The following is a 22,487-nucleotide window of genomic DNA, read 5'->3' on the forward strand; positions in this document are numbered from 1 at the left end:
ATTAATGACTGATATTTGTAGTGCTAATATTTGCGTTCCTAGAGTTTCTTATGCTCGTTCAATAGATCTCAAAGACTCTTTGTTGGACTTAGTAAAAGTTCAAAAAGAATCTTATAGTGCATTTACTCCGGGCAATAAGGATAATAATAAGCTTGAATCTATTTTTCATGCTGTTTTTCCAGTAAATGATCCTTTACATAGGGCGACTATAGAATTTATAAGGTGTAGGATTGATTATCCTAAGTATGATGAATCTGAATGTATAAAACGTGGTATTACTTTTTCTGCGCATATTATTGCTTCTTTACGTCTTGTGATTATGCAAGATGGTGTATCTTTGGACGAGTATAGATCAATTAAGGATGAATCTAAAGATTTTGCTAAAGCAGTGAAATATACAGAAGAACAGGACATTCGCATTTGCGAATTACCATTAATGACCGATAAAGGTACATTTATAATTAATGGTGTTGAAAAAGTAACGGTTTCACAGATGCATAGATCTCCAGGTGTATTTTTTGATAGTGACAAGGGGAAAACATATAATTCTGGTAAACTAATTTACTCGGCTCGAATCATTCCCTATAGGGGATCTTGGCTTGATATTGAGTTTGACGTTAAAGATTATTTATATTTTCGTATTGATAGGAAAAGAAAACTTCCTATATCAGTTTTGTTAAAAGCATTAAAATTATCTAACAACGATATAATTAATAAATTTTACCAAAAGATAAAATATGTACAATATCAAGCTGGGTGGAAAGTGCCTTTTACTCCAGATAAGTTTAAGGGAGTTAGGCTTCCGTTTGATTTAGTAGATATAAATGGTAATGTATTACTTAAAGCCAACGTACGCATTACATCAAGATTAGCTAAAAAGCTTTATGATGATGGGTTAGATGAGTATGTCATACCTTTTGACTCTATATGTGGTCTATTTCTTGCAGAAGATTTAATAGATAATGAAAGTTCTGCTTTGATTTTATCAGCTGGTGAACCTATAAAACCTGATGATCTCAAGAAGATCCAACTTTTATCTATAAGTGAAATCTTTGTATTGAATATAGATAATTTATCTGTTGGGCCTTACATATTGAATATGCTTTTCTTAGAAAAGGATATGTCTTATCAGGATGCTCTACAAGAAATATATAAAATTTTACGTCCTGGTGAGGTACCAGTGTTAGAGATAGTTGAGAACTTTTTTCACAATCTCTTCTTTAATCAAGAGTATTATGATTTATCAAGTATCGGTAGGTTGAAGCTAAATTCTTACCTGAATTTAAATTATGATGAGGATTTAACTGTTTTAACTCATGATGATATTATTGGAGTTGTTAAAAAAATAGTATTACTACGTGATGGACAGGGTTCAGTAGATGATATTGATCATTTAGGAAATAGAAGGGTAAGGTCTGTAGGAGAATTTATTGAAAATCAATTGCGGACTGGATTAATCAAGTTAGAACGGGTTATGGTTGATTATATGTCAACTTCTAATCTTGAAAAAGTTTCTCCAGCCGACTTTGTTAATCCAAAAGTATTGACTAATGTTTTGAGGGATTTCTTTAATTCTTCTCAATTATCTCAGTTTATGGATCAAACCAATCCATTGTCTGAATTAACACATAAGAGAAGATTATCAGCATTAGGCCCAGGTGGATTAACTAGAGAACGCGCAGGGTTTGAGGTACGGGATGTGCATCCTACTCATTATGGAAGAATTTGTCCTATTGAAACTCCTGAAGGGCAAAATATTGGATTGATCAACAGTTTAGCTATATATGCACGCATTAATAAATATGGTTTTATTGAAAGTCCATATAGAAAAGTAATTAACAGGGTAGTTACTGACCAAGTTGAGTATTTATCTGCTATAGATGAAGGGTTATATTACATAGCTGATGCTAGTGCAAAGCTTGATGAAAATAATTGCTTTATTGATGATATGTTATATTGTAGACACGCTGGTAATTTTGTAATGGTCAACAGTGATCAAGTAAGTTACATTGACGTATCACCTAAACAGATAATATCAGTTGCAGCTGCTTTAATTCCTTTTTTAGAAAATGATGATGCTAATAGAGCATTGATGGGGTCTAATATGCAGCGTCAAGCTGTGCCTTTACTACATCCTACAGCTCCGTTAGTGGCTACTGGTATGGAGTCATTTACTGCTAGTGGTTCTGGTGCGGTAATTGTAGCAAAGCGTGATGGTATTGTTGATAGTGTTGATAGTAATGCCATAGTTATACGTGCTTTTGATGAAGAAATGTTAGATGTAGATATTTATCATTTACAAAAGTTTCAACGTTCTAATCATAATACTTGTATTAACCAAAGACCTGTGGTACGTGTAGGCGATTATGTGAAGGCAGATGATGTAATAGCAGATGGTTCGGCAATTAATATAGGTGAGCTTGCGCTTGGAAAAAATTTACTTGTCGCATTTATGTCTTGGCAAGGGTATAACTTCGAAGATTCCATTATCATGTCTAGCGAAGCAGTTAAGAAGGATTTGTTCACTTCTATTCATATAGAAGAATTTGAGTGTACCGTACATGATACTCCTTTAGGGTCAGAGAAGGTAACACGTGCTGTACCTGACGTTAATGAAGAGAATCTCTATCATTTAGATGATAGTGGTATAGTAAAAATTGGCACTAGAGTTGGTCCAGGCTATATCCTTGTAGGAAAGGTGACACCTAAGCCTTCTCTCTCGTTGCCTCCTGAAACAAAGTTATTGATGACAATTTTTGGTGAGAGGTCATTCGATTGTGCAGATTCTTCGTTATATACCTCTCCAGATGTTGAAGGTACAGTAATTGATGTACAAGTCTTTACGCGCAGAGGTGTGGAAGAGATTGAAAGGGCAAAATTAATTAAACAGAAAGAGATCAATAATTTTGAGAAAGAGAGAGATTACATAATTAATGTTACTAGTGATCATTTTTACGATGAATTAAAAAAACTTATTATGAATTGCGAGCCAGGGAAAGAGCTTGATTCCATAGATCGTGAAAAATGGTGGAACATAGGATTAAAACATTCATCTATTGTGCCACAGGTGAAAGATCTAAGAAAAAGTTTTGATGACAAAGTATCAAATGCAGTAAGACAGTTTAAACGAAGGATAGAAAAATTAAATGAAGGCTACGATTTACCTCAAGGTGTATCTATAATAGTTAAAGTTTTTATAGCTGTAAAACATAGTCTACAGCCAGGTGATAAAATGGCTGGTAGACATGGAAATAAGGGTGTGATTTCTCGTGTTGTTCCTGTGGAAGATATGCCTTATTTAGAGGATGGTACGCCTGTTGATGTTATTCTTAATCCATTGGGTGTGCCTTCAAGAATGAATGTAGGACAGATATTGGAGAGTCATGTAGGTTGGGCTTGTAAAAAATTAGGAGAGAGAGTATCAGATATTTTAGATAGAATAAAATGTGCTACTCAATCAAGAGAGGATGCACAAGACGAAAAAGAGCGAACAAATGAGTTATACAGTAGTTTGCGTGATTTTCTAATTAAGATTTATAGTTGTGGTAATAATGCTGCTATCTGTAATAGCATTCGTAATATGGATGATAATGCTCTAACAAAATTTGCACATAAATTACGTGAAGGTGTCCCTATATCAGCCCCTGTATTTGAAGGGCCAAAAGATGACCAGATAACTGAACTTTTTAAACTTGCTGGTTTAGATGGTTCTGGACAAATAGAGCTATATGATGGCCGTACGGGTGAAAAATTTGATCGCAAAGTTACAGTGGGATACATGTACATGCTCAAATTACATCATCTAGTTGATGATAAAATTCATGCACGGTCAGTAGGTCCTTACAGTTTAGTAACACAGCAACCTTTGGGAGGAAAATCTCATTTTGGTGGTCAACGTTTTGGAGAAATGGAATGCTGGGCATTACAAGCATATGGTGCTGCATATACATTACAAGAAATGTTAACTGTAAAATCTGATGATATTAATGGTAGAATTAAGATCTATGAATCAATAATAAAAGGTGATAGTAACTTTGAATGTGGTATTCCAGAATCATTCAATGTAATGATAAAGGAATTACGTGCTTTATGCTTGAATGTAGTTTTAAAGCAGCATGGTGTACCAATTCAGGAGATAACTCATCATAGCATAGCGCAGCCTTTCGATACAATTGGTATTTCGATTGCCAATCCGGAAAGCATTCATTCTATGTCTTACGGGGAAATCAAGGATGTATCAACAGCAAATTATCGTACATTTAAGGTTGAGAAAGGAGGGCTATTCTGTCCTAAGGTTTTTGGACCTGTAAATGATTATGAGTGCTTATGTGGTAAATACAAAAAGAGAAGGCATAGAGGCCGTATATGTGAAAAATGTGGAGTAGAAGTTACATCTTCTAAAGTAAGAAGAGAAAGGATGGGGCATATAGATCTTGTCTCCCCTGTTGCACATATATGGTTCTTAAAATCTCTACCATCAAGAATTGGTGCGTTATTAGATATGTCTCTTAGGGATATCGAGAATATCTTATATAGTGATCATTATGTTGTGATAGATCCTCTTGTTGCTCCATTCGAGAAATGTGAAATTATTAGTGAGAAAGCTTACTATGAGGCTAAAGCAGAATATGGAGAAGATGGCTTTATAGCGATGCAGGGTGTTGAAGCTATTAGGGAATTATTATCACGTCTAGATTTACATGATATCAGAAGGAATTTGAGGTTAGAGCTCGAATCTGTTGTGTCTGAAATCAAGAGAAAGAAAATTATAAAAAGGTTACGTATTGTTGAAAATTTTATTAAATCTGGAAATAGGCCCGAATGGATGATACTTACGACTATTCCTATTTTACCTCCAGATTTACGTCCTTTAGTATCGCTTGAAAGTGGGCGCCCTGCAGTTTCTGATTTAAATCATCATTATAGGACTATTATCAATCGTAATAATAGGCTCAGGAAATTATTAAGTTTAAATCCTCCTGAAATTATGATTCGTAATGAGAAGAGGATGTTACAGGAAGCAGTTGATTCTCTTTTTGATAACAGCCGTCGTAATGCTCTTCCAAATAAAGCAGGTGCTGTTGGATATAAAAAGTCCATCAGTGATATGCTTAAGGGTAAACAAGGACGTTTCCGTCAAAATCTGTTGGGTAAGAGGGTAGATTATTCAGGACGATCTGTAATTGTTGTCGGACCAACTTTAAAATTGCATCAATGTGGGTTGCCAAAGAGAATGGCTCTCGAGTTATTTAAACCTTTTGTCTACTCAAAACTTAAGATGTATGGTCTAGCGCCTACGATCAAGTTTGCTAGTAAACTGATTAGGGCAGAAAAACCAGAAGTATGGGATATGCTGGAAGAAGTAATAAAGGAGCATCCTGTTCTATTAAATAGAGCACCTACTTTACATAGGCTAGGTATTCAAGCTTTTGAGCCTGTACTTATTGAAGGGAAAGCTATACAATTACATCCGCTTGTTTGTACAGCATTTAACGCGGATTTTGATGGTGATCAGATGGCGGTGCACGTACCGATTTCATTAGAGGCTCAACTTGAAACTAGAGTGTTAATGATGTCTACTAGTAATGTTTTAAGCCCTTCTAATGGTAGACCGATTATAGTGCCTAGTAAGGATATAGTGCTTGGGATATATTATCTTACTTTGCAGGAAGTAGTAAATCACGACGATAATTTACCATATTTAGGTACATTTTATGATGTTGAGCATTCTTTAAACAGTGGTGTTTTAAATATCCATTCTAATATAAAATATAGAATGGGTGATAAAGTTATTCTTACAACTCCTGGACGTCTAATATTGTGGCAAATTTTGCCTAAACATGAAAATTTAGGTTTTGATACAGTCAATCAAGTATTAACTGTTAAGGAAATAACTAATATGGTAGATTTAGTCTATCGTAATTGTGGTCAAAGTGCTACGGTGATATTTTCTGATAAATTGATGGTGCTTGGTTTTGAATATGCTACATTTTCTGGTATCTCTTTCGGACGGCATGATTTGGTTATACCTGACACTAAAACTATGCATGTTGAGCAAGCAGCGAATGAAATTAAGAAATTTTCTATGCAGTACCAGGATGGACTAATTACTAGGAGTGAAAGGTACAATAAGGTTATAGATGAATGGTCTAAATGTACAGATACTATTGCTAATGACATGTTAAAAGCAATGTCTGTATATGATAAAGATAGTAAGTATAACTCAGTCTATATGATGGTTAGTTCAGGTGCTAGGGGTTCTACTTCTCAGATGAAACAGTTATCCGGAATGCGTGGTTTAATGACTAAGCCTTCTGGTGAAATTATAGAAACTCCGATAATATCTAACTTCCGGGAAGGATTAAATGTATTTGAGTACTTTAACTCTACGCATGGTGCGCGTAAAGGGTTAGCCGATACTGCTCTTAAGACTGCAAATTCTGGATATTTAACTCGCCGTCTAGTTGATGTCTCACAAAATTGTATTGTTATAACCCATGACTGCAAAACATCAGATGGTCTAGTTGTGAGAGCTGTAGTGGAAGGAGGGACTATCATTGCGTCGCTAGAAAGTTTGGTGCTTGGTAGGGTAGCTGCGAACGATATACATCATCCAATGACCAAAGAACTATTAATAGGTGCTGGTGAGCTCATTGATGAGGAAAAAGTAAAACAAATTAATGTTGCTGGAGTCGATGCTATTAAAATTAGGTCGGCTTTAACTTGTAAAGTGAGTCCAGGTGTATGTTCTTTATGTTATGGACGAGACCTTGCAACTGGTAAGATTGTGTCTATAGGTGAAGCAGTAGGTGTAATAGCTGCACAATCTGTTGGAGAGCCTGGTACACAATTGACTATGCGTACCTTCCACATAGGGGGAGTAGTAACGAGAGGCGTGGAATCATCCAGTATTCTGGCTTCAACTAATGCCAAGATCAAATTAAGCAATAGCAATTATATAGCAGATAAGAATGGCAATAAAATTGTAATCAGTCGTTCTTGTGAAGTAGTGCTAGTTGACAGTGCTGGAAGTGAAAAATTAAGGCATAGTGTGCCTTATGGTGCAAAACTTTATGTAGATGAAGGAGATTTAGTAAAAATTGGTGATCAAGTTGCAGAATGGGATCCTTACACATTACCTATTATTACGGAAAAGACAGGTACTGTGCTTTATCAGGACTTAAAAGATGGTGTTTCTGTGGCTGAGGTAATGGATGAATCAACAGGAATATCAAGTAAAGTAGTAAAAGATTGGAAGTTGCATTCCAGTGGAGCTAATCTACGTCCTAGAATTGTATTACTGGATGATAAAGGTGAAGTAATTACACTGGCTAGCGGTGTTGAGGCATGTTATTTCATACCGATAGGTGCAGTGTTGAATGTACAAGATGGGCAAAAAGTTTATGCTGGTGAGGTGATCACGAGAACGCCTAGAGAGTCTGTGAAAACGCGTGATATTACTGGTGGATTACCTAGAGTGATAGAACTCTTTGAAGCGCGTCGTCCTAAGGAGCATGCGATTGTTAGTGAAGTAGATGGTAATGTAGTATTTTCAGAAAAGGATCGTCGAGGAAAACGCAGTATATTGATCCAGCCTATAGATAATCAGGTTCCTCCTGTAGAGTATCTTGTATCTAGAAATAAACATATTATAGTTAATGAGGGTGATTTTGTGCGTAAGGGTGACCTATTAATGGATGGTGATCCTGATCTCCATGATATTTTACGAGTTATGGGATTAGAAGCACTAGCACATTATATGATCTCTGAGGTACAACAAGTTTATAGGTTGCAGGGTGTGCGTATAGACAATAAACATTTGGAAGTAATATTAAAGCAAATGTTACAGAAAGTAGAAATTACTGATCCTGGTGATACTATGTATCTCATTGGTGAGAACATTGATAAATTAGAGATTGATCAAGAAAATGATGCCATGGTTAATTCAGGCAAACGTCCTGCGCAGTATCTTCCTATTCTACAAGGGATTACTAGGGCAAGCCTTGAAACTAACTCCTTTATTTCTGCTGCATCTTTCCAAGAGACAACTAAAGTATTGACAGAAGCGGCATTTTGTGGCAAGGAGGATACTTTAGTTGGTTTAAAAGAAAATGTTATAGTAGGACGATTAATTCCTGCTGGTACGGGTTTAATTATGAATAAAATTAGATCTCTTGCATTGCGTGATAATTATAAGGATTATTTTGATGTGGAATTTTATGATGAAAAAGCATTATGTAAAAACGAAGCTTAAAAATAGATACTCTATTAATAATTATGAAAGATTTTATGTTGATAATTAGACATATGGATTTCTCAGTGGGGTAATTATGAGCAGATATCTTGTAGCTCACAACAGTAATGATAATCTAAGCGATGATGACAGTAGTATGTTTCATGCAAAGATTAGAATAGAAGACATCGCCGAGCAAAAAGCAGTACAAGATTCTAAGAATAAAGCTGGTGAATTTGCAAAAGAAAAATTATTAAAGGAAGCAGAAGGTATCTCTTTAGAAGAGGAGATATACGAGGAAGTATATGAGGATTTTTCTTCTTTACTCGATTCAATTGAATCATTTGCTGATGAAAATAATATACACGATTTATATCAGGAATTATTGGAAAGAATTTGCAGTGTTTTTGAATGCATGTTCAAACTCGTTGTTAATGAACAAAAAGAAAAAGGTTGGTTGTTTTCACTATTGAGAAAGCTTCTGAATAAACGGCTATCATGGGAAGATAGATTAGATCTGGAAATAGCAGAGTTACAGAAAAAGTTAGAAAGTAACGATTTATCTGCGGAAGAAAGATCTGAAATTATGAAGAGACNNAAAGTGTTGCAGGAAATCAAGCTGTATAAAGTCACTGCTATAGGTTTAATAATTGGTATACTAGCCAATTTTATAGGATTTAATAAAGCTATAGCGAGAAGTGCAGAGATTATAAGAGAAATAAGAGCAAAAGCGCAAGAAGCTTATGAAAGAAATTTTGGCAAAGAAAAAGAGGTGGAAAACCATACCACTGAAGATAAAATAAAAGAAGAAACGTTTAAACGAAAATGTGAAGAAAATGCACTGGTAGAGTCAATTTTTAGGAAACTTGCTGACGAGCCTATTCCACTAGCATTAATACCGGATGTTATGAAGTCAGTGGCAGATTTATCAAAGCATATTGACTATTTAGATTATATGGCATTGAGTAATCCATCAAAGGTCAAGCAACCTGCAACAGAAAATGAGCAGGCTAATACAATAAGCAAGCAGAAGAAAACGGAAGAGCAAAAGGTTGATGATGCAAGTGTTAATAATTATGCGAGTTCTCCTAATCAGGTACACAACAGTGAAGCACCAACACACAATAGCGAGAAGTGCATAGGTAATTTTAAGAGGGCTATCAGAAAAAAGGCATTTAATGATCAACAACATAATGTTAACAAAAATAATTCTCAACCTAATACTAGTATTAATGATGTAATTGCACAACAAGTAGATAATCCCAGAACTATGCAATGTATGGGGGCGTAAAAAATGATTGTAATAATAATATGTTTTTAATATAAATATTATATAATGTTTAATATAAATTTTATGGAGGGTGATATGAGGCATAATGCGCATGATAATAAGAGACAGGATGAATGGTTACATGATTGTGGTCGAATACCAGAGAATATGGAAGATCCATGGAAAACTCTGGTAGAAGCTTATGCTAAGTTATTTGAAACGATTGGACATAAGAAGAATTTAGATATACTACATAAAATGCAACGAGAAGGATATTCAAATGAAAGTATTGGACATATGTGTATTGAGTACTGTAGTCAGAGACTTAAAGGAGCATTAGATAAATATGGTGAGCCAGTACGTCCTGAGACACTAATGAACCGATTGCGGGGCATAAAGATCAGTAACATTGTTAAGGCTGAGCAGGGACAAAGTATAAAGCATGAACCAAGTACAAGTAGACAGTAGTGGAGGTATAGAGTAATGATGACAGAAAATATAGCACTTTGTGATGCGTTAATAAAAGCTTTCAGGATTAATAATCTTAATTTAAATGATATGTTTACTAATTTTAAGCAAGAGAAATTAAATAATAGATTTTTTATTACAAATCTATTTGGTGAAAATATAGAGCGTAAAGAGCAATGTGCTGCTTATCTTCAAGAAGTTGCTTTAGGAATAGATAGGCTGTTTCATAAGAGTGAACATACAAGAATATCAAAATTTTTTGATTATCGGCATTTTCCTTTTAATTTTGATCAAGAAGTTAATATTGATAAAAAAACTAATATGAATAAAAAAGTTGCAAATCCATATGATGGTAATAATGATAGGTTTTACTCTAAAATTCCAGTATCCACAGTCATTCCCAATCTGGAGTCGCATTTAGCGCATGCGGTAATAAGGGGGATAGAAATTGATTATGATTTCGACTGTGATACTGCAGTAGTAGATACTGCAGACAGTGGTACATATATTGCGGGCTGTGAATTTGCCACTTCTGATATAGCAAAGGAGTTTGCTAGACAATTTGTTGATCGGATAAATACATTTTATTGTTCTTCAGATCATGCAAGAAGTGAATGGGATAGTTCTGATATTGTATCTCATGATGGTAGAAGAGTATACATTAAAAAAGGTGTTTTTCATGATGTTGAATTTGTTGAGAGTGTTGCAAAAAACATTGCGCATGAGACGACACGTCATATGTATATGCAAGAATGTGACACTGTTAAAGAATTTAAGGGTTTACTTACTCAGTTTATCTCACTTTCTACAGGCCTAAAAATTAGTCATTATCATGTTTTTAGAGATGACGATGATAAGGATGAACATGGTGTTTGGAGTGAGAACTCGTGTATTCTAGTACCAGTCATACAGGATAGTACAGGAGATTTAAGATATACAAAATTGTACGAGGCAGATGCTATCAACAGAGCATTTCGTGGTGTGAATGGTGAGGTAAAAGATCCTATTGTATCTGATGTAAAAGGCCATGCTCAGCCAGTTTCACAAGAGCTGCTAAATGAGTGTGATAAAATATATGGTATGGTTTTGAGCAATATGAATACAGCTTATTATTTGATAGATACTGTTTTAGAAAATGCTGAAGTATCTAAGCTTGATAAAAAATATGGTCTAACTATTGATCCTAATGCTCCGCATTTAAAGGAACTGTTTATACAAAATGTAGTGAGAATAAGAAAAAAGATGCAAGAGGAACAAGTAAGCGAATCTCAAGCCCCACAATGTACACAGAGTAATCAGCCAACAGACCTACAAGAATGGTACTTGGAAAATTTGAAAAAGAATGATAGGCATCGTATGACTATACCTCTATCTAGCCAAAGGAATAAACATTCTATACCACGACCTCTATCGCCATGTCCAGATGCTATGTTTAGCGCAAATCTTTTTCTTAAAACAAGTTTATCTCCTAAATTTCCACCCGTACAAGATAGTGGTATAAATATTGATAAAAAGTCTTCTGACTATTTAAATGTACCTTCTCAACAATTTGGTAGTAGTCCAAGTAGTAGCGGTTATGGTAGTCCAGATAAAGACAGTAGTTTATCAAGTAGTAATCTTACTAACACTAGTAGTAATTTCACTAATACTTCAACATCAAGTAGTAATCTTATTAACACTTCAACATGCAGTGATAATACAAGCAGCAGCAGTGGAGGTTTAAGTGGGAAGCAGCAGCGTGTTGAAAAGAAGATATCAAAGGATGATATAGTAGGCCCATTTCCAATTGCGCAGCCATGGTTGAGATCACTATCTCAGAGTAGTAGGGATGATCCATCCTGTAAGACAAGCAGCAGCCGTGGAAGTCAAGATATGGATCATCCGATAAATGGTATGAGTGGTACACAACGCTTATTGTCAATTATTACAGAGTCATCCCAGAATAGTAGTAGCCAGAGTTCACCACAAACAAGACGCAATTCATCTATTACGGATATTACGGAGTCATCCCAGAATAGTAGTAGCCAGAGTTCACCACAAACAAAACGTGATTCACCTATGAGTGGATCTAAAAAGAGCAACAACTCTGAGGATGATAAACAGAAAAGAAGCGGCATAAGAAGCTATCTACAGAGTATATTACCATCATGTATTAGGCCGCAGCAGCAATCATCACGGAGGGATTAGCTTTTAGTCTGTATATGAACAACCCCGATCGGGGTTGTTCATATTACTAAAAATATAGCAAATTAATATGGAATTATAGGTTTTACTCTAGAATCCCAGAAGTATCCAAAGTCATTTCCAATCTGGCGTCGCATTTAGCGCATGCGGTAATAAGGGATATAGAGATTGATCTTGACTCGGATGCTGCAGACAGTGGTGTATATATTGCGGGCTGTGAATTTGCCACTTCTGATACAGCAGAGAGATTTGATGAACAATTTGTTGATCGGATAAATATGTTTTATTGTTCTTCAGATCATGCAAGAAGTGAATTAGATAGTTCTGATATTGTATTTCGTGATGGTAGAAGAGTATACATTAAAAAAGATGTTTTTTATGATGTTAAATTTATTGAGAGTGTTGCAAAAAACATTGCGTTTGGTATGACGAATCGTATATATGAGCAACAGTATAGCACTGTTAAAGAATTTAAGGGTTTACTTACTCAGTTTATCTCGCTTTCTACAGGCCTAAAAATTAGTCATTATCATGTTTTTAGAGATAACTATGATAAGGAGAAATATGGTGTTTTGTGGAGTCTCGTGTATTCTAGTACCAGTCATAGAAGATAGCACAGGAGATTTAAGGTATACAAAATGGTACGAGGTACAAGCTATCGATAGAGCATTTTGTGTTGTGAATGGTGAGGTAAAAGATCCTAATGAGTGTAAAATATATGGTATGGTTTTGAGTGATATGGATACAGCTGTAGATACTATTTTAGAAAATGCTGAAGTGTCTAAGCTTGATAAAAAATATGGTCTAACTATGTAATAGATTAGAAGGCATTGAAGAGGAAATGAGTAAAGTGCATAAAAAACTTTTTAGCCTTGTTTTTGTTATGTAATTTAAAAAGATTTAATTTTTTTTATTAAGACTATATACTATTTATAGTTTTGAATATTGATGCAAATAGTGGCTTATATTTCGGACGAAAATGATACAAGTGATAGTAGTAGGTATTGTGGGAAAATCAGAGAAGCAGAGTTAATTGAACAAGCCGCATTACAAGAATACCAAAAGAAAGCTGATGAATTTGCAAAAGAGTGTATTTTAGAAGAGCAGGGTGTTGCTTTAGCAGAAGAGTTTTTAGCAAAAAAGAAGGAAGAATTATTAGATGATACGGAATGGTTTTTAGATGGTTATGAAGAGTTATTGCAAAACGAAGCATTGTTAGACAGTACACTTGATAAATATAGTAGCAAGCCTATAAAAAAATGGTTATTCCTATGGTTAAAAAAGTTAAAAGAGTTGCTTAGTAAGTTATTATCATTGAAAAAAAGTTTAGAGCAGGAGATAGAGGATTTAAAGGATAAATTGGGAGATAATGAGTTATCTGAGCAAGAAAAGTCTAAGATTCTGGAAAGGGTTAGAGTGTTACAAAAAGTGGTTGATGTAGCTGACGAAGTTACTACTGGCTTAAGAAGCTTGAGCGCAGGAAGTGCAGCAATTATACAAAGGGGAATAGCTGATATAGTAAGTAATAATGTAACAAAATATGGGTCTAAATTGGAAAGTCTGGGAATGGCAAAAGGAATAGATATAGAAAAAGATAAGGCACAAAAAGCAGAAACAGAGAAAAAGAGTGTAGATCATAATATTATGTATGTACCAGTTTCTATTAATTCTATTGATTTGTTTAAAATAATGGCAATTATGGCACCTCTTATAATAAGAGGCTTAATGCTGATTGGGGCTAGTCAACCGTTGATGAATTCTGATTTAAAAAATAAAAAATATGATGACATAGAGTCTGAATGGCAAACTAATCAACCAGCATGCAACGGTTCATCTAATCATACAAGTTTATGTTCGTCGACCATAGATCCTGATAGGAATTTAACAGAAGTTAGTCATGAAAAGCATAATAATGGACGATACACTGAGAAATAATTTGCTACGGATATATGATAATAAAATATTGACAATAATTTATTTTAAATGTATTAATTTCCTCTAATTTGTTAGAGGAGTATTATGATTAATATGAGAGATTATAAAGAAAGGCTAAGAGCAATAGTATTACATCCTGAACCTAAATGTGGAGAAATGTTAGGAGGAGACTATGTGAATTACGATCTTCTTGGTCAAGATATTTTGTACATTGTACACCAAAACTCTTATGATAATCTTGCTAAAAGATTGAACAATTATTTTTATAATATAATAAGATGTGGTAGTGTAACAAGAGAGTTAACTGATTGTAATGTTCGAAAATTGCAATGTTCAAAAAATTCTAATGAAATAGGGATATAAGATGATCACAGAACGAGAAAAGCTATATTTATTGTTGGATGCGTTTAACGCTGAAAATACTATAGTTGGTAATAATATTACTAACTTTAAATATGAAGATGGTAATATTGTTATGGATCTTTCTCTAGAGACAAACATTCCTAAACTTATTAGTTTCTTAAATAGAATAGGGCCAAGACATATTGAATGTTATTATGCAAAAGGAGGGGGTCAATCTTTTAACTTTGGTCATTTCCCGTTTATTGATTTTAATGAGTGTATTATCAATAATAATCAATTTAAGATACCATATAGTGCAAAAGTATTACACAATTTAAAATCTATAATGGCACATGCGTTTGTAAAATCTATTGAAGTAGAGTTGCAAGAGGACATACACTCTTTTCCCACGAACGAGCATATCATGCGCATAAAGTGTGCTAATAATAACATAGCAAGAGAATATAAAAAAGCAGTTTATCAAGAAGCACATATGTATGATAATTCACTTACAAGTGATGATGTATGTGCCACTATTAATGGTAATGAGTTTTATATTAAGGATTTCTTTACTATAGACTTTACGCAAAATTTGTGTGGGAATAAAATGCTTGCTGCTTTTACAGCGCGTAGTGAGAAATATATGGGTGAGTTTTGCAAATTTATATATTTGTTAACAGGAATACGAATCAGCGACTTGTGTCAAGCTAGATACAGCAAGGGTACAAATGGTTATGATCTTCTTATACCATTAATAAATAACACAAGATATATAAATGCAGATGAGCTACGTATTATTCGTTATGCACTTGAGGATCTTGGTTTGATAGATAAGGAACTGGATTTGATAAATTATTTGGATATTAGATATGTGAAACGGTCTGCATTGACAGACGGTATACATGATGGAGTACCTTGTATTGATAAAATTGCTGGTATGTCTACTTTTGTGAGGATTTTTATTAGGTATTCTGTAATGCAGAATGATGGGCCAATGCTAGAGCCTACTCGTGCTATTGTAAGGAGGAGTGAGCAAGTTAAGGAATATCGTGCTCAATGTGTTAATATGGACCAAAGTGTAAATGATAGTGGTTTTGGAAGCCCAGGCACTTCACACAAAGAAACACAATCTACTATAGGTGCTAGTTCAACTGACGATGTGCATGTCAAGTTTGTACGTTTATCAATATCTGATGAAACATCTGGTAGTACACCTTCGTCTTATGTAACTCAACCTCGAGCTCAAGCTCAAGAGAACTGGTGTTCTATACTGTAATAAGGTTCCTTGCAACATCGAGTGCAGCGTAAGTGAAAATTGCACTTGCGCCTGCACGTTTAAAGCTGATCAAGGATTCATAAATTGTTTTATCGTAATTAAGTAAACGGCTGTTTGCTGCAGCTTTGATCATTGCGTACTCTCCGCTTACTTGATAAGCAAAGATTGGAAAATTAAATCTACCAGTTGCTGTTTTAATGATATCAAGATATGGCATGCCTGGCTTGATCATAATAAAATCTGCACCTTCGTTTATATCCATTTCTATCTCAGAAATTGCTTCACGTATATTCCTATAATCCATGTGGTAGCTACTCTTATCTATATTGTGGTCTTGTGATGAACCGACTATTTTTCTAAATGGTGCATAAAAACTGGAACAGTATTTAACAGCATAAGATAATATTGAGACGTCATGAAAATTTTGACTATCTAATGCATTGCGAATTTTTCCTATGCGTCCATCCATCATATCGGAAGGTGCAACCATATCACACCCTGCTTTTGCTAAAGCAATTGCCTGTTTGCATACTATTAAAATAGTCTTATCATTTTTAATTTGATTGTCTTGTAAAATGCCATCATGGCCATGGGTAGTATATGGGTCCAGTGCAACATCTGCAATGATTCCAATATCTGGTACTGCTGATTTTACAGTATGTACTGCTTTACAAATTAAATTATCTGGATTATAAGCTTCTGCGGCATTTTCAGATTTTAAAGTTTCATCTATTACAGGGAAAATTCCTACTGCATTAATGCCTAAAGCTTTTGCTTCTTTAATTATTGATATTAATGCATTAATAGAGTAGCACTTAATATCAGGTAATTCAGGGATTGGTATAATTGTTCCCTCGTTATTATGCACAAATAGTGGTAGTACTAAATCATTTACTGATAAACTAATTTCGCTTGTTAAATTACGAATCCACTGACTTGAACGTCTACGCCTTAATCTTGTGCTGGGAAAGGTAAACACTTAAGTGAAAAATGTAAGATAAAAGATTAACATATTTTAACTTTTTTTAGCTTGATGTCAAATTTCTTTTATTCAAGAGTTTGATTTATGGGTTTTCTGGAAATTTTTATACATTTCAAAAATTTCATTATAGTTTAGATGTGTATAAATTTCTGTGGTTTCTAGATTTATATGACCTAATAATTGCTGTATTGACCTAATATCGACATCTTTATGTAATAGATGAGTAGCAAAGCTATGACGCAGTGCATGAGGAGATAAAATTTCTGGTAAATTTAAGATTCTTCTGATTTTTTGTAGACGATTTGCAAAATAAGTTCTGCCTAATTTTTTTCCCCTTGCACCTAAAAAGAGTGGACCGTCTGTACTAAGATAAGGACAAGATTTAGCGTATTCTTGTATATACTTTTTTACTACTGGCAAAATAAATACTTGCCTCTGTCTACTTCCTTTACCTGAGATTATAAGCTCATCATTATTGATATCATTTGCTTTTATACTGAGTGCTTCACTAATTCTCAGCCCAGTGCCATAAAGTAATATGATAATTGCAATATCTCTCTTAATAATCCAAGGTTCACCAAAATTAGATAATTTCATTCCGTCTAATAAAGTCTTTATGTCATATATTGAAAGTGCTTTAGGCAAAGTTTTCCGTCGTACTGGCCTAGATAGGGAAAATACAGCTTTATTATCTATACTATAATTATTATTTAAATATGTAAAAAAATTCCTTATTACTGATAATGCCCTAAGATTAGATCTGGCGTTTACTCCTCTTGTATAACGGAAACTAAGCCAGCTTCTTAATTCTGGTATACTTAATTTAGAAAGAGTTTCAATGGTGACCTCTTCACCAATATGCATCCCAAGAAAATTAATTAGATCCTTTGTATCTCTCATATAAGATTCTAAAGTATTAACTGAATAAGACCTATGAAACTTTAACCAGTTATACCATGTACTTATTACAGAACTGAGCTCCACAGTTATTTTTTAAAGAAAGCATCTATACATGCATCACGAAAAGCTTCATTGATGTCGGGATGCGAGTGACAAATTCTATATATATCCTCAGCTGCTGCACCATATGCCATTGCTACTGCTGCTTCATTGATAAGTGTATCAGCATATGCTCCAATAATATGTACACCTAGAATAGTATCTGTTACGCTGCAAACTAACACTTTAACAAATCCTTCAGCAATATCAGTAATTTTTGCTCTTCCATTAGCTGCAAATTGGCATTTACCAACTTTGTACTTACGGTTAGCATCTTTAAGTTCTTCTTCAGTTTTGCCTACGGAAGATACTGCAGGATATGTATAGATGACTGATGGTATGATTTCATAATCAACATGGGGTGATTGTCCTGAGATAACTTCTGCTACAGCTATTCCTTCCTCCTCTGCTTTATGAGCAAGCATTATTCCGCCAATGACGTCGCCAATGGCAAATATTCCCTTTATATTTGTTTCATATTTTGAATTCACTTCTATAAAACCACGATTGTTTTTTATTATTTTATCATTAATTTCATAATTTGGTGTACGTCCTATAGCTACTAAAATTTTATCTGCTTCTATATTGCCTGCACTGATTTGCACACTGTTTTGTCCTATTTCTTCAACTTTAGTGTTGAGTAGAAATTTAATTCCCTGTTTTTGCAAGCTAATTAGTAATGCATTACTTAATTCACTATCCACTGATGCAGCAATTCTATTGGAAAACTCTACTACAGTAACATCTGTGCCTAATCTGCTCCATAAGGAAGACATTTCAAGCCCTATTGCACCAGCTCCGATTACTACCATTTTTTTTGGTATTTCAGTTAAAGATAGAGCACCTGTGGAAGAAAGAATCTTTTGTTCATCAATATCAATGCCTGGTAAAGCACTGGCTTCAGAACCAGTAGCAATTACTATATTTTTTGTTTTTAATATATTGTCATTCACTAAAACTTCTAAATTACCTGGTTTGCAGGAATGAATTTTTCCTATTCCATGGATTTTAGTAACCTTAAAAAGATTAAATAAGTAGTCTATACCATTGCCTAATTCTTCTACTCTGGCATTTGTGTAATTTAGCATTTGCTGTAAATCAAAATTTATACCTGTAATATTGATACCAAATTTTAACAGGTCATTTTTTGCCTTAGTATATTCATGAGAGATATGCAATAGTGCTTTTGAAGGTATACATCCCACACGCAAGCATGTACCGCCAAATATTGCATTTTTATCTATACATGCTACTTTCAAGCCAAGCTTGGCTGCAGTGATGGAGCACTTGTAGCCACCAGGACCCCCACCTATAACGACTACATCGTATTGTTGCTTATCTATACTCGACATCACAAAAATATATATCACCTCTACCAGTTACGAATGCAAAAGATGCTTTTAACTCATCGTATGAAGAGAAAGCCTTATAATAAACACCTTTTGTAACATTTATAACTTTCATCACATTACCAGAATATGAATCAAGCACAAACACTACTCCCTTATTGCTTATGACACATATCACATCACTGCAAGGCATAAGCATAGTGTATTTGCCATTACGTATTGCTAACTTAGTTTCAAATTTTATTTCTCCATTATGCTTATCGATTCCTAGAATCCTATCATCTTCAGTCACTACGTTAAGCCAACCCTGTTTATAGTCTATATTTATACTCTGGACCTGAAGAGGTTGTGACCATATAAGATTTCCTGATGTAATATTAATTACAGCAATTCCAGATTTGTTTGCGACTACTATATTATCTGTGAAACCAGGTGTTAGACTTGCAATATCTGTAAATGGAGTATTTATATGATCTACAGATAATTTATAAGACCATAATATTTTTCCACGTTCATCAAAAGCTTTTAATTCCCCATTGAGAAATGGCACTATTACAATTCCAATATCATCTTTGGAGGTTAAGAAAGGCGATGCAGAATGTGAGCTCATTACCGTATAAAGACCGGTGAGTCTTATATCATGACTGCCATTGTAATATGACCAAAGTAATTCACCATTTGTGGCATCTAGCATATACATGTAATTGTCGGCAGTTAACACTGCTAGTTTGGAATTAAATACATTAGAAGCTCCTTTGATTGGAGCTCTAAATTCTTTTTTCCATTGAACCCTGCCTGTATTTTCTACATCTTGTATTGCATACAACACATTATCCAGTATTGCAGTATAACTTATTGCTGTAGAATCACTGCCTGAGGTAAGACCAGTTCTACTAATCTTTTTATGATTAACGGATAAATCTATTTCTCCTAATCTTGATAATTTTTTATTATAGTAGTGCAATATTCCCGTTCTATCAAGCATTATACTTTTTTCATTATATTTTATAACAAGTGGTGCACGACCTTGGAAGAGTTTTTGATCAATACCTTTTAATAGGTTGCATGGAGAGTTGCCTACTGCATCAACATCATAATGAATGGTGAAAAGTAAAGCAATTAAAACAACAATAAATTGCATAAATCTCTTAAAATCACTATTCATTATATAGACTAAGGATATCAACCACAATATGAAAATTCATACTAATTTAATTATTCTACCTTATAGTAAGTTTAAAAATCATGAATAAGGTTGATCTATTCAAACTCAATCAATTTACAGAAGATGAAAAGCAAAACTATTTATACCTTTTGCAAGAACTTTTAGATCAGATTGATGAGGGAGTTGATAAGATAGATAGCTATGAAAGAGTAATGCAAGTAAAACGTAGTATAGATAGACTGATAGAAACTTTATATAGTCAAGCAACACAAGAAGATATCAGCGTAGAACTCGAGACTATGAAACACATTCCAGACGCTATACATAGAGTCAAGGAAAAGAGAAAAAAAAGAATGGTTAAAGAAATTATTTTGGATCAGCAACAAAAGGAAAGGGAAAAAGAAATCAAAGAAACGATTACGACAAGTAAAGATATGGATGAAACAAAAAAACAGATAAAATCTTCTATAAAGAAAGTACTATTTTCAGTTATTGCTCATAGAATGGATCCTAGAAAGAGAGCTGGAGAAAGTGCAGAGAGTAATGCAGAACATGCAAAGCTGTATGGTAGAAAAGCTACACATGGATTATTAAGCACAATGTTCAAAGCTTTTCTTACAGCAGTGAGTACTATTGTGCATGAAATAGCCAAGTCACATGATACATCTTTTGCGAAGCAGGTGGAAGAAAGTAGAAATACAGATCGGCAAAAAGGCTTATCTATTCCTTATTAAAATTTTATATATAAGTAGTTGAATATTCTTCATTTATAGTATACAATGAAGTGAATAATCTATGAGTATTATTATGACCCTATTTAAATTCTTTGATATTAAAAACGACATTGCATTCAAACGTGTTTTTGGTACAGAGAAAAATAAGGATATACTCATCCACTTTCTCAATGACATATTACTTAATGATGCCCTCANAATGGTTCTTTTTGTAAGAAAAATAAAAATACAAGTTTTTGTTTCACATTGTATGGGACCCGAAGCTTAACCATAGACCTAACTAGCTTAGTCTTTCTACATATACGCTTAATCCTAGTACTAATTTGTGAGCCTAGGCTTAATTAAAGACACTAGTTTGGCGTTTCAGAGTTTTAGGGAAAATCTTTAGTTGCAAAAAAAATATCCCAAGGGAAATGTTATTGTTTACATTGTATAATCATAAATAAATAAAGATATTTTTTAGGCAATTGAAGTTGTGCAAGGCAAATGATGACGACAATTATGTGTTGTATGCGAATTGCAATGAAAAATGCACCGGGCATTTCTGGTTTTGCAATGCCAAAATCACACTGTATTCAATGGAAGAGAGTGCAGAAATGAGGCACATCAAAACAATCGGTCCCATCTACGCTTTTTACGGCAACTATTCCGTGCTCGTCGGACAAATTGACTTTCCCAAAAGTTGCCCAATTTTGTTAGCTGCTGAAGTGCAATTATCATCAGCAGGAGTGCAATCAAAGTGAGTTGCGGACAAGAAGGGAATTTTTCGTGTAATTACTAATCCGGAGAAAAATTAATTTTAAGAATGTTCGAATTGGACACGAATATTGAAGTGAAGTTGGCCAATGGGACAACAAAATTGGTGGCCGTCAACAAGCATGTTTGTGTATTAAAAATATACAGAAATAAACTGGATATTGCCACTTCTCACATTTGCTTTTAACAATTCATGTTGTCTTCTTTAAGGACATGTGCAATAATTTAATGCATTTTTGATTAAGGATTTAATGCCCAGATTGATTTTTTTTAATTTGGGATTATTTACTGCCATATAATGAAAAATAAGAAAACCGCAAAGTAAATACCAAATAAAAAAAAAATAATACATATATTTGAATAGGGTCTGGCCAGCGTGGCCACCTATTTTCGCAATTTCTTCTTTGGCCAATGGAATGAGAAGGGCCAGGAGCAATTTGTCATCCACGAAGAAGAGGATCCCCATTTTGACATTCGTTCTTTCCGATTGATGATTTATGCCGCACTTTCACTGGGCTGGATGGTGCCCGAATTGCTAGAGTTGTTCAAAGGTCTTCATGGATTTAAAGTTGTTCCTCAAATCACATTGGAATAAATTAGAGACAGGACTAAAAGATTATTTAACCAGTTTTTTTTCGATTAAACCGGTTATTCCGATTAACCGACCGAACCATCTGTCCGGTCTCTAGAATAAATTTTATTTAGCAGACAAATTAATATATTTTTGGGCCGACAAAATTAAAAGCATTTGTTCCCAAGCATATGTCTCGAGATATAGCATAGCTTGGATGGTG

The 22,487-nt window shown here is 34.2% G+C and carries 14 protein-coding genes and 1 pseudogene; 11 read left to right on the top strand and 4 right to left on the bottom strand.

Annotation, left to right across the window (positions count from 1 at the left end):
- Positions 1–4 precede the first annotated feature (4 nt).
- From rpoC to BIY23_RS02465, 8 genes are all read left to right on the top strand, one after another.
- Entirely contained in the window at positions 5–8,254 is an 8,250-nt protein-coding gene (gene rpoC / locus BIY23_RS05620; protein WP_081326528.1) for a DNA-directed RNA polymerase subunit beta', read from the top strand.
- A gap of 1,345 nt (positions 8,255–9,599) precedes the next feature.
- The gene (locus BIY23_RS02440; RefSeq protein WP_186820144.1) at positions 9,600–9,971 is read left to right on the top strand and encodes a hypothetical protein; all 372 of its coding nucleotides are present in this window, start codon (positions 9,600–9,602) and stop codon (positions 9,969–9,971) included.
- A gap of 15 nt (positions 9,972–9,986) precedes the next feature.
- Positions 9,987–12,158, top strand: coding sequence for a hypothetical protein (locus BIY23_RS02445; RefSeq protein WP_148115213.1), 2,172 nt, complete (start codon positions 9,987–9,989; stop codon positions 12,156–12,158).
- A gap of 275 nt (positions 12,159–12,433) precedes the next feature.
- A complete protein-coding gene (locus BIY23_RS02450; protein WP_070064978.1) occupies positions 12,434–12,769 on the top strand; it encodes a hypothetical protein in 336 nt (111 codons plus the stop codon).
- Positions 12,720–12,971, top strand: a complete 252-nt coding sequence (locus BIY23_RS05095) for a hypothetical protein (RefSeq protein WP_148115214.1) — start codon at positions 12,720–12,722, stop codon at positions 12,969–12,971. Before BIY23_RS02450 ends, BIY23_RS05095 begins: the two co-directional genes overlap by 50 nt.
- Before the next feature lie 141 nt (positions 12,972–13,112).
- The gene (locus BIY23_RS02455; RefSeq protein WP_148115215.1) at positions 13,113–14,090 is read left to right on the top strand and encodes a hypothetical protein; all 978 of its coding nucleotides are present in this window, start codon (positions 13,113–13,115) and stop codon (positions 14,088–14,090) included.
- 84 nt (positions 14,091–14,174) lie between these two features.
- Positions 14,175–14,453 carry a hypothetical protein gene (locus BIY23_RS02460; RefSeq protein WP_070064980.1) on the top strand — a complete coding sequence of 93 codons (279 nt, stop codon included), beginning with the start codon at positions 14,175–14,177 and terminating at the stop codon, positions 14,451–14,453.
- Position 14,454: 1 nt separating this feature from the next.
- Positions 14,455–15,708, top strand: a complete 1,254-nt coding sequence (locus BIY23_RS02465; RefSeq protein ID WP_070064981.1) for a hypothetical protein — start codon at positions 14,455–14,457, stop codon at positions 15,706–15,708.
- On the opposite strand, the gene hemB is transcribed toward BIY23_RS02465, so the two are convergent.
- The 4 genes from hemB to BIY23_RS02485 form a co-directional block, all read right to left on the bottom strand.
- Positions 15,698–16,687 (bottom strand): porphobilinogen synthase, encoded by a 990-nt coding sequence (hemB, locus tag BIY23_RS02470; RefSeq protein WP_070064982.1) that lies wholly within the window; start codon positions 16,685–16,687, stop codon positions 15,698–15,700. The two genes, BIY23_RS02465 and hemB, sit on opposite strands and share 11 nt — an antisense overlap.
- A gap of 72 nt (positions 16,688–16,759) precedes the next feature.
- Entirely contained in the window at positions 16,760–17,674 is a 915-nt protein-coding gene (locus BIY23_RS02475; RefSeq protein ID WP_070064983.1) for a tyrosine-type recombinase/integrase, read from the bottom strand.
- 2 nt (positions 17,675–17,676) lie between these two features.
- A complete protein-coding gene (gene lpdA / locus BIY23_RS02480) occupies positions 17,677–19,041 on the bottom strand; it encodes a dihydrolipoyl dehydrogenase (protein WP_070064984.1) in 1,365 nt (454 codons plus the stop codon).
- Positions 19,025–20,203, bottom strand: a complete 1,179-nt coding sequence (locus BIY23_RS02485) for a PQQ-binding-like beta-propeller repeat protein (RefSeq protein ID WP_070064985.1) — start codon at positions 20,201–20,203, stop codon at positions 19,025–19,027. The genes lpdA and BIY23_RS02485 overlap by 17 nt, the downstream gene beginning before the upstream one ends.
- A gap of 80 nt (positions 20,204–20,283) precedes the next feature.
- Between BIY23_RS02485 and BIY23_RS02490 the strand changes: the two genes are divergently transcribed.
- The 3 genes and pseudogenes from BIY23_RS02490 (at position 20,284) to BIY23_RS02500 (ending at position 22,288) form a co-directional block, all read left to right on the top strand.
- The gene (locus BIY23_RS02490) at positions 20,284–20,937 is read left to right on the top strand and encodes a hypothetical protein (protein ID WP_070064986.1); all 654 of its coding nucleotides are present in this window, start codon (positions 20,284–20,286) and stop codon (positions 20,935–20,937) included.
- Between the two features lie 73 nt (positions 20,938–21,010).
- A pseudogene (locus tag BIY23_RS04920) lies at positions 21,011–21,118 on the top strand (PD-(D/E)XK nuclease family transposase); the annotation flags it as partial.
- 951 nt (positions 21,119–22,069) lie between these two features.
- Positions 22,070–22,288 (top strand): hypothetical protein, encoded by a 219-nt coding sequence (locus BIY23_RS02500; protein WP_070064988.1) that lies wholly within the window; start codon positions 22,070–22,072, stop codon positions 22,286–22,288.
- Positions 22,289–22,487: the final 199 nt, after the last annotated feature.

The sequence above is a fragment of the Wolbachia pipientis genome, assembly GCF_001752665.1.
GTDB classification, from domain to species: Bacteria; Pseudomonadota; Alphaproteobacteria; order Rickettsiales; family Anaplasmataceae; genus Wolbachia; species Wolbachia pipientis_A.

Coding starts and splice junctions, on each gene's coding strand:
- rpoC (WP_081326528.1), top strand. CDS start 5: ATGACTGATATTTGTAGTGCTAATATTTGCGTTCCTAGAGTTTCTTAT.
- BIY23_RS02440 (WP_186820144.1), top strand. CDS start 9,600: ATGAGGCATAATGCGCATGATAATAAGAGACAGGATGAATGGTTACAT.
- BIY23_RS02445 (WP_148115213.1), top strand. CDS start 9,987: ATGATGACAGAAAATATAGCACTTTGTGATGCGTTAATAAAAGCTTTC.
- BIY23_RS02450 (WP_070064978.1), top strand. CDS start 12,434: ATGTTTTATTGTTCTTCAGATCATGCAAGAAGTGAATTAGATAGTTCT.
- BIY23_RS05095 (WP_148115214.1), top strand. CDS start 12,720: ATGGTGTTTTGTGGAGTCTCGTGTATTCTAGTACCAGTCATAGAAGAT.
- BIY23_RS02460 (WP_070064980.1), top strand. CDS start 14,175: ATGATTAATATGAGAGATTATAAAGAAAGGCTAAGAGCAATAGTATTA.
- BIY23_RS02465 (WP_070064981.1), top strand. CDS start 14,455: ATGATCACAGAACGAGAAAAGCTATATTTATTGTTGGATGCGTTTAAC.
- lpdA (WP_070064984.1), bottom strand. CDS start 19,041: ATGTCGAGTATAGATAAGCAACAATACGATGTAGTCGTTATAGGTGGG.
- BIY23_RS02485 (WP_070064985.1), bottom strand. CDS start 20,203: ATGAATAGTGATTTTAAGAGATTTATGCAATTTATTGTTGTTTTAATT.
- BIY23_RS02490 (WP_070064986.1), top strand. CDS start 20,284: ATGAATAAGGTTGATCTATTCAAACTCAATCAATTTACAGAAGATGAA.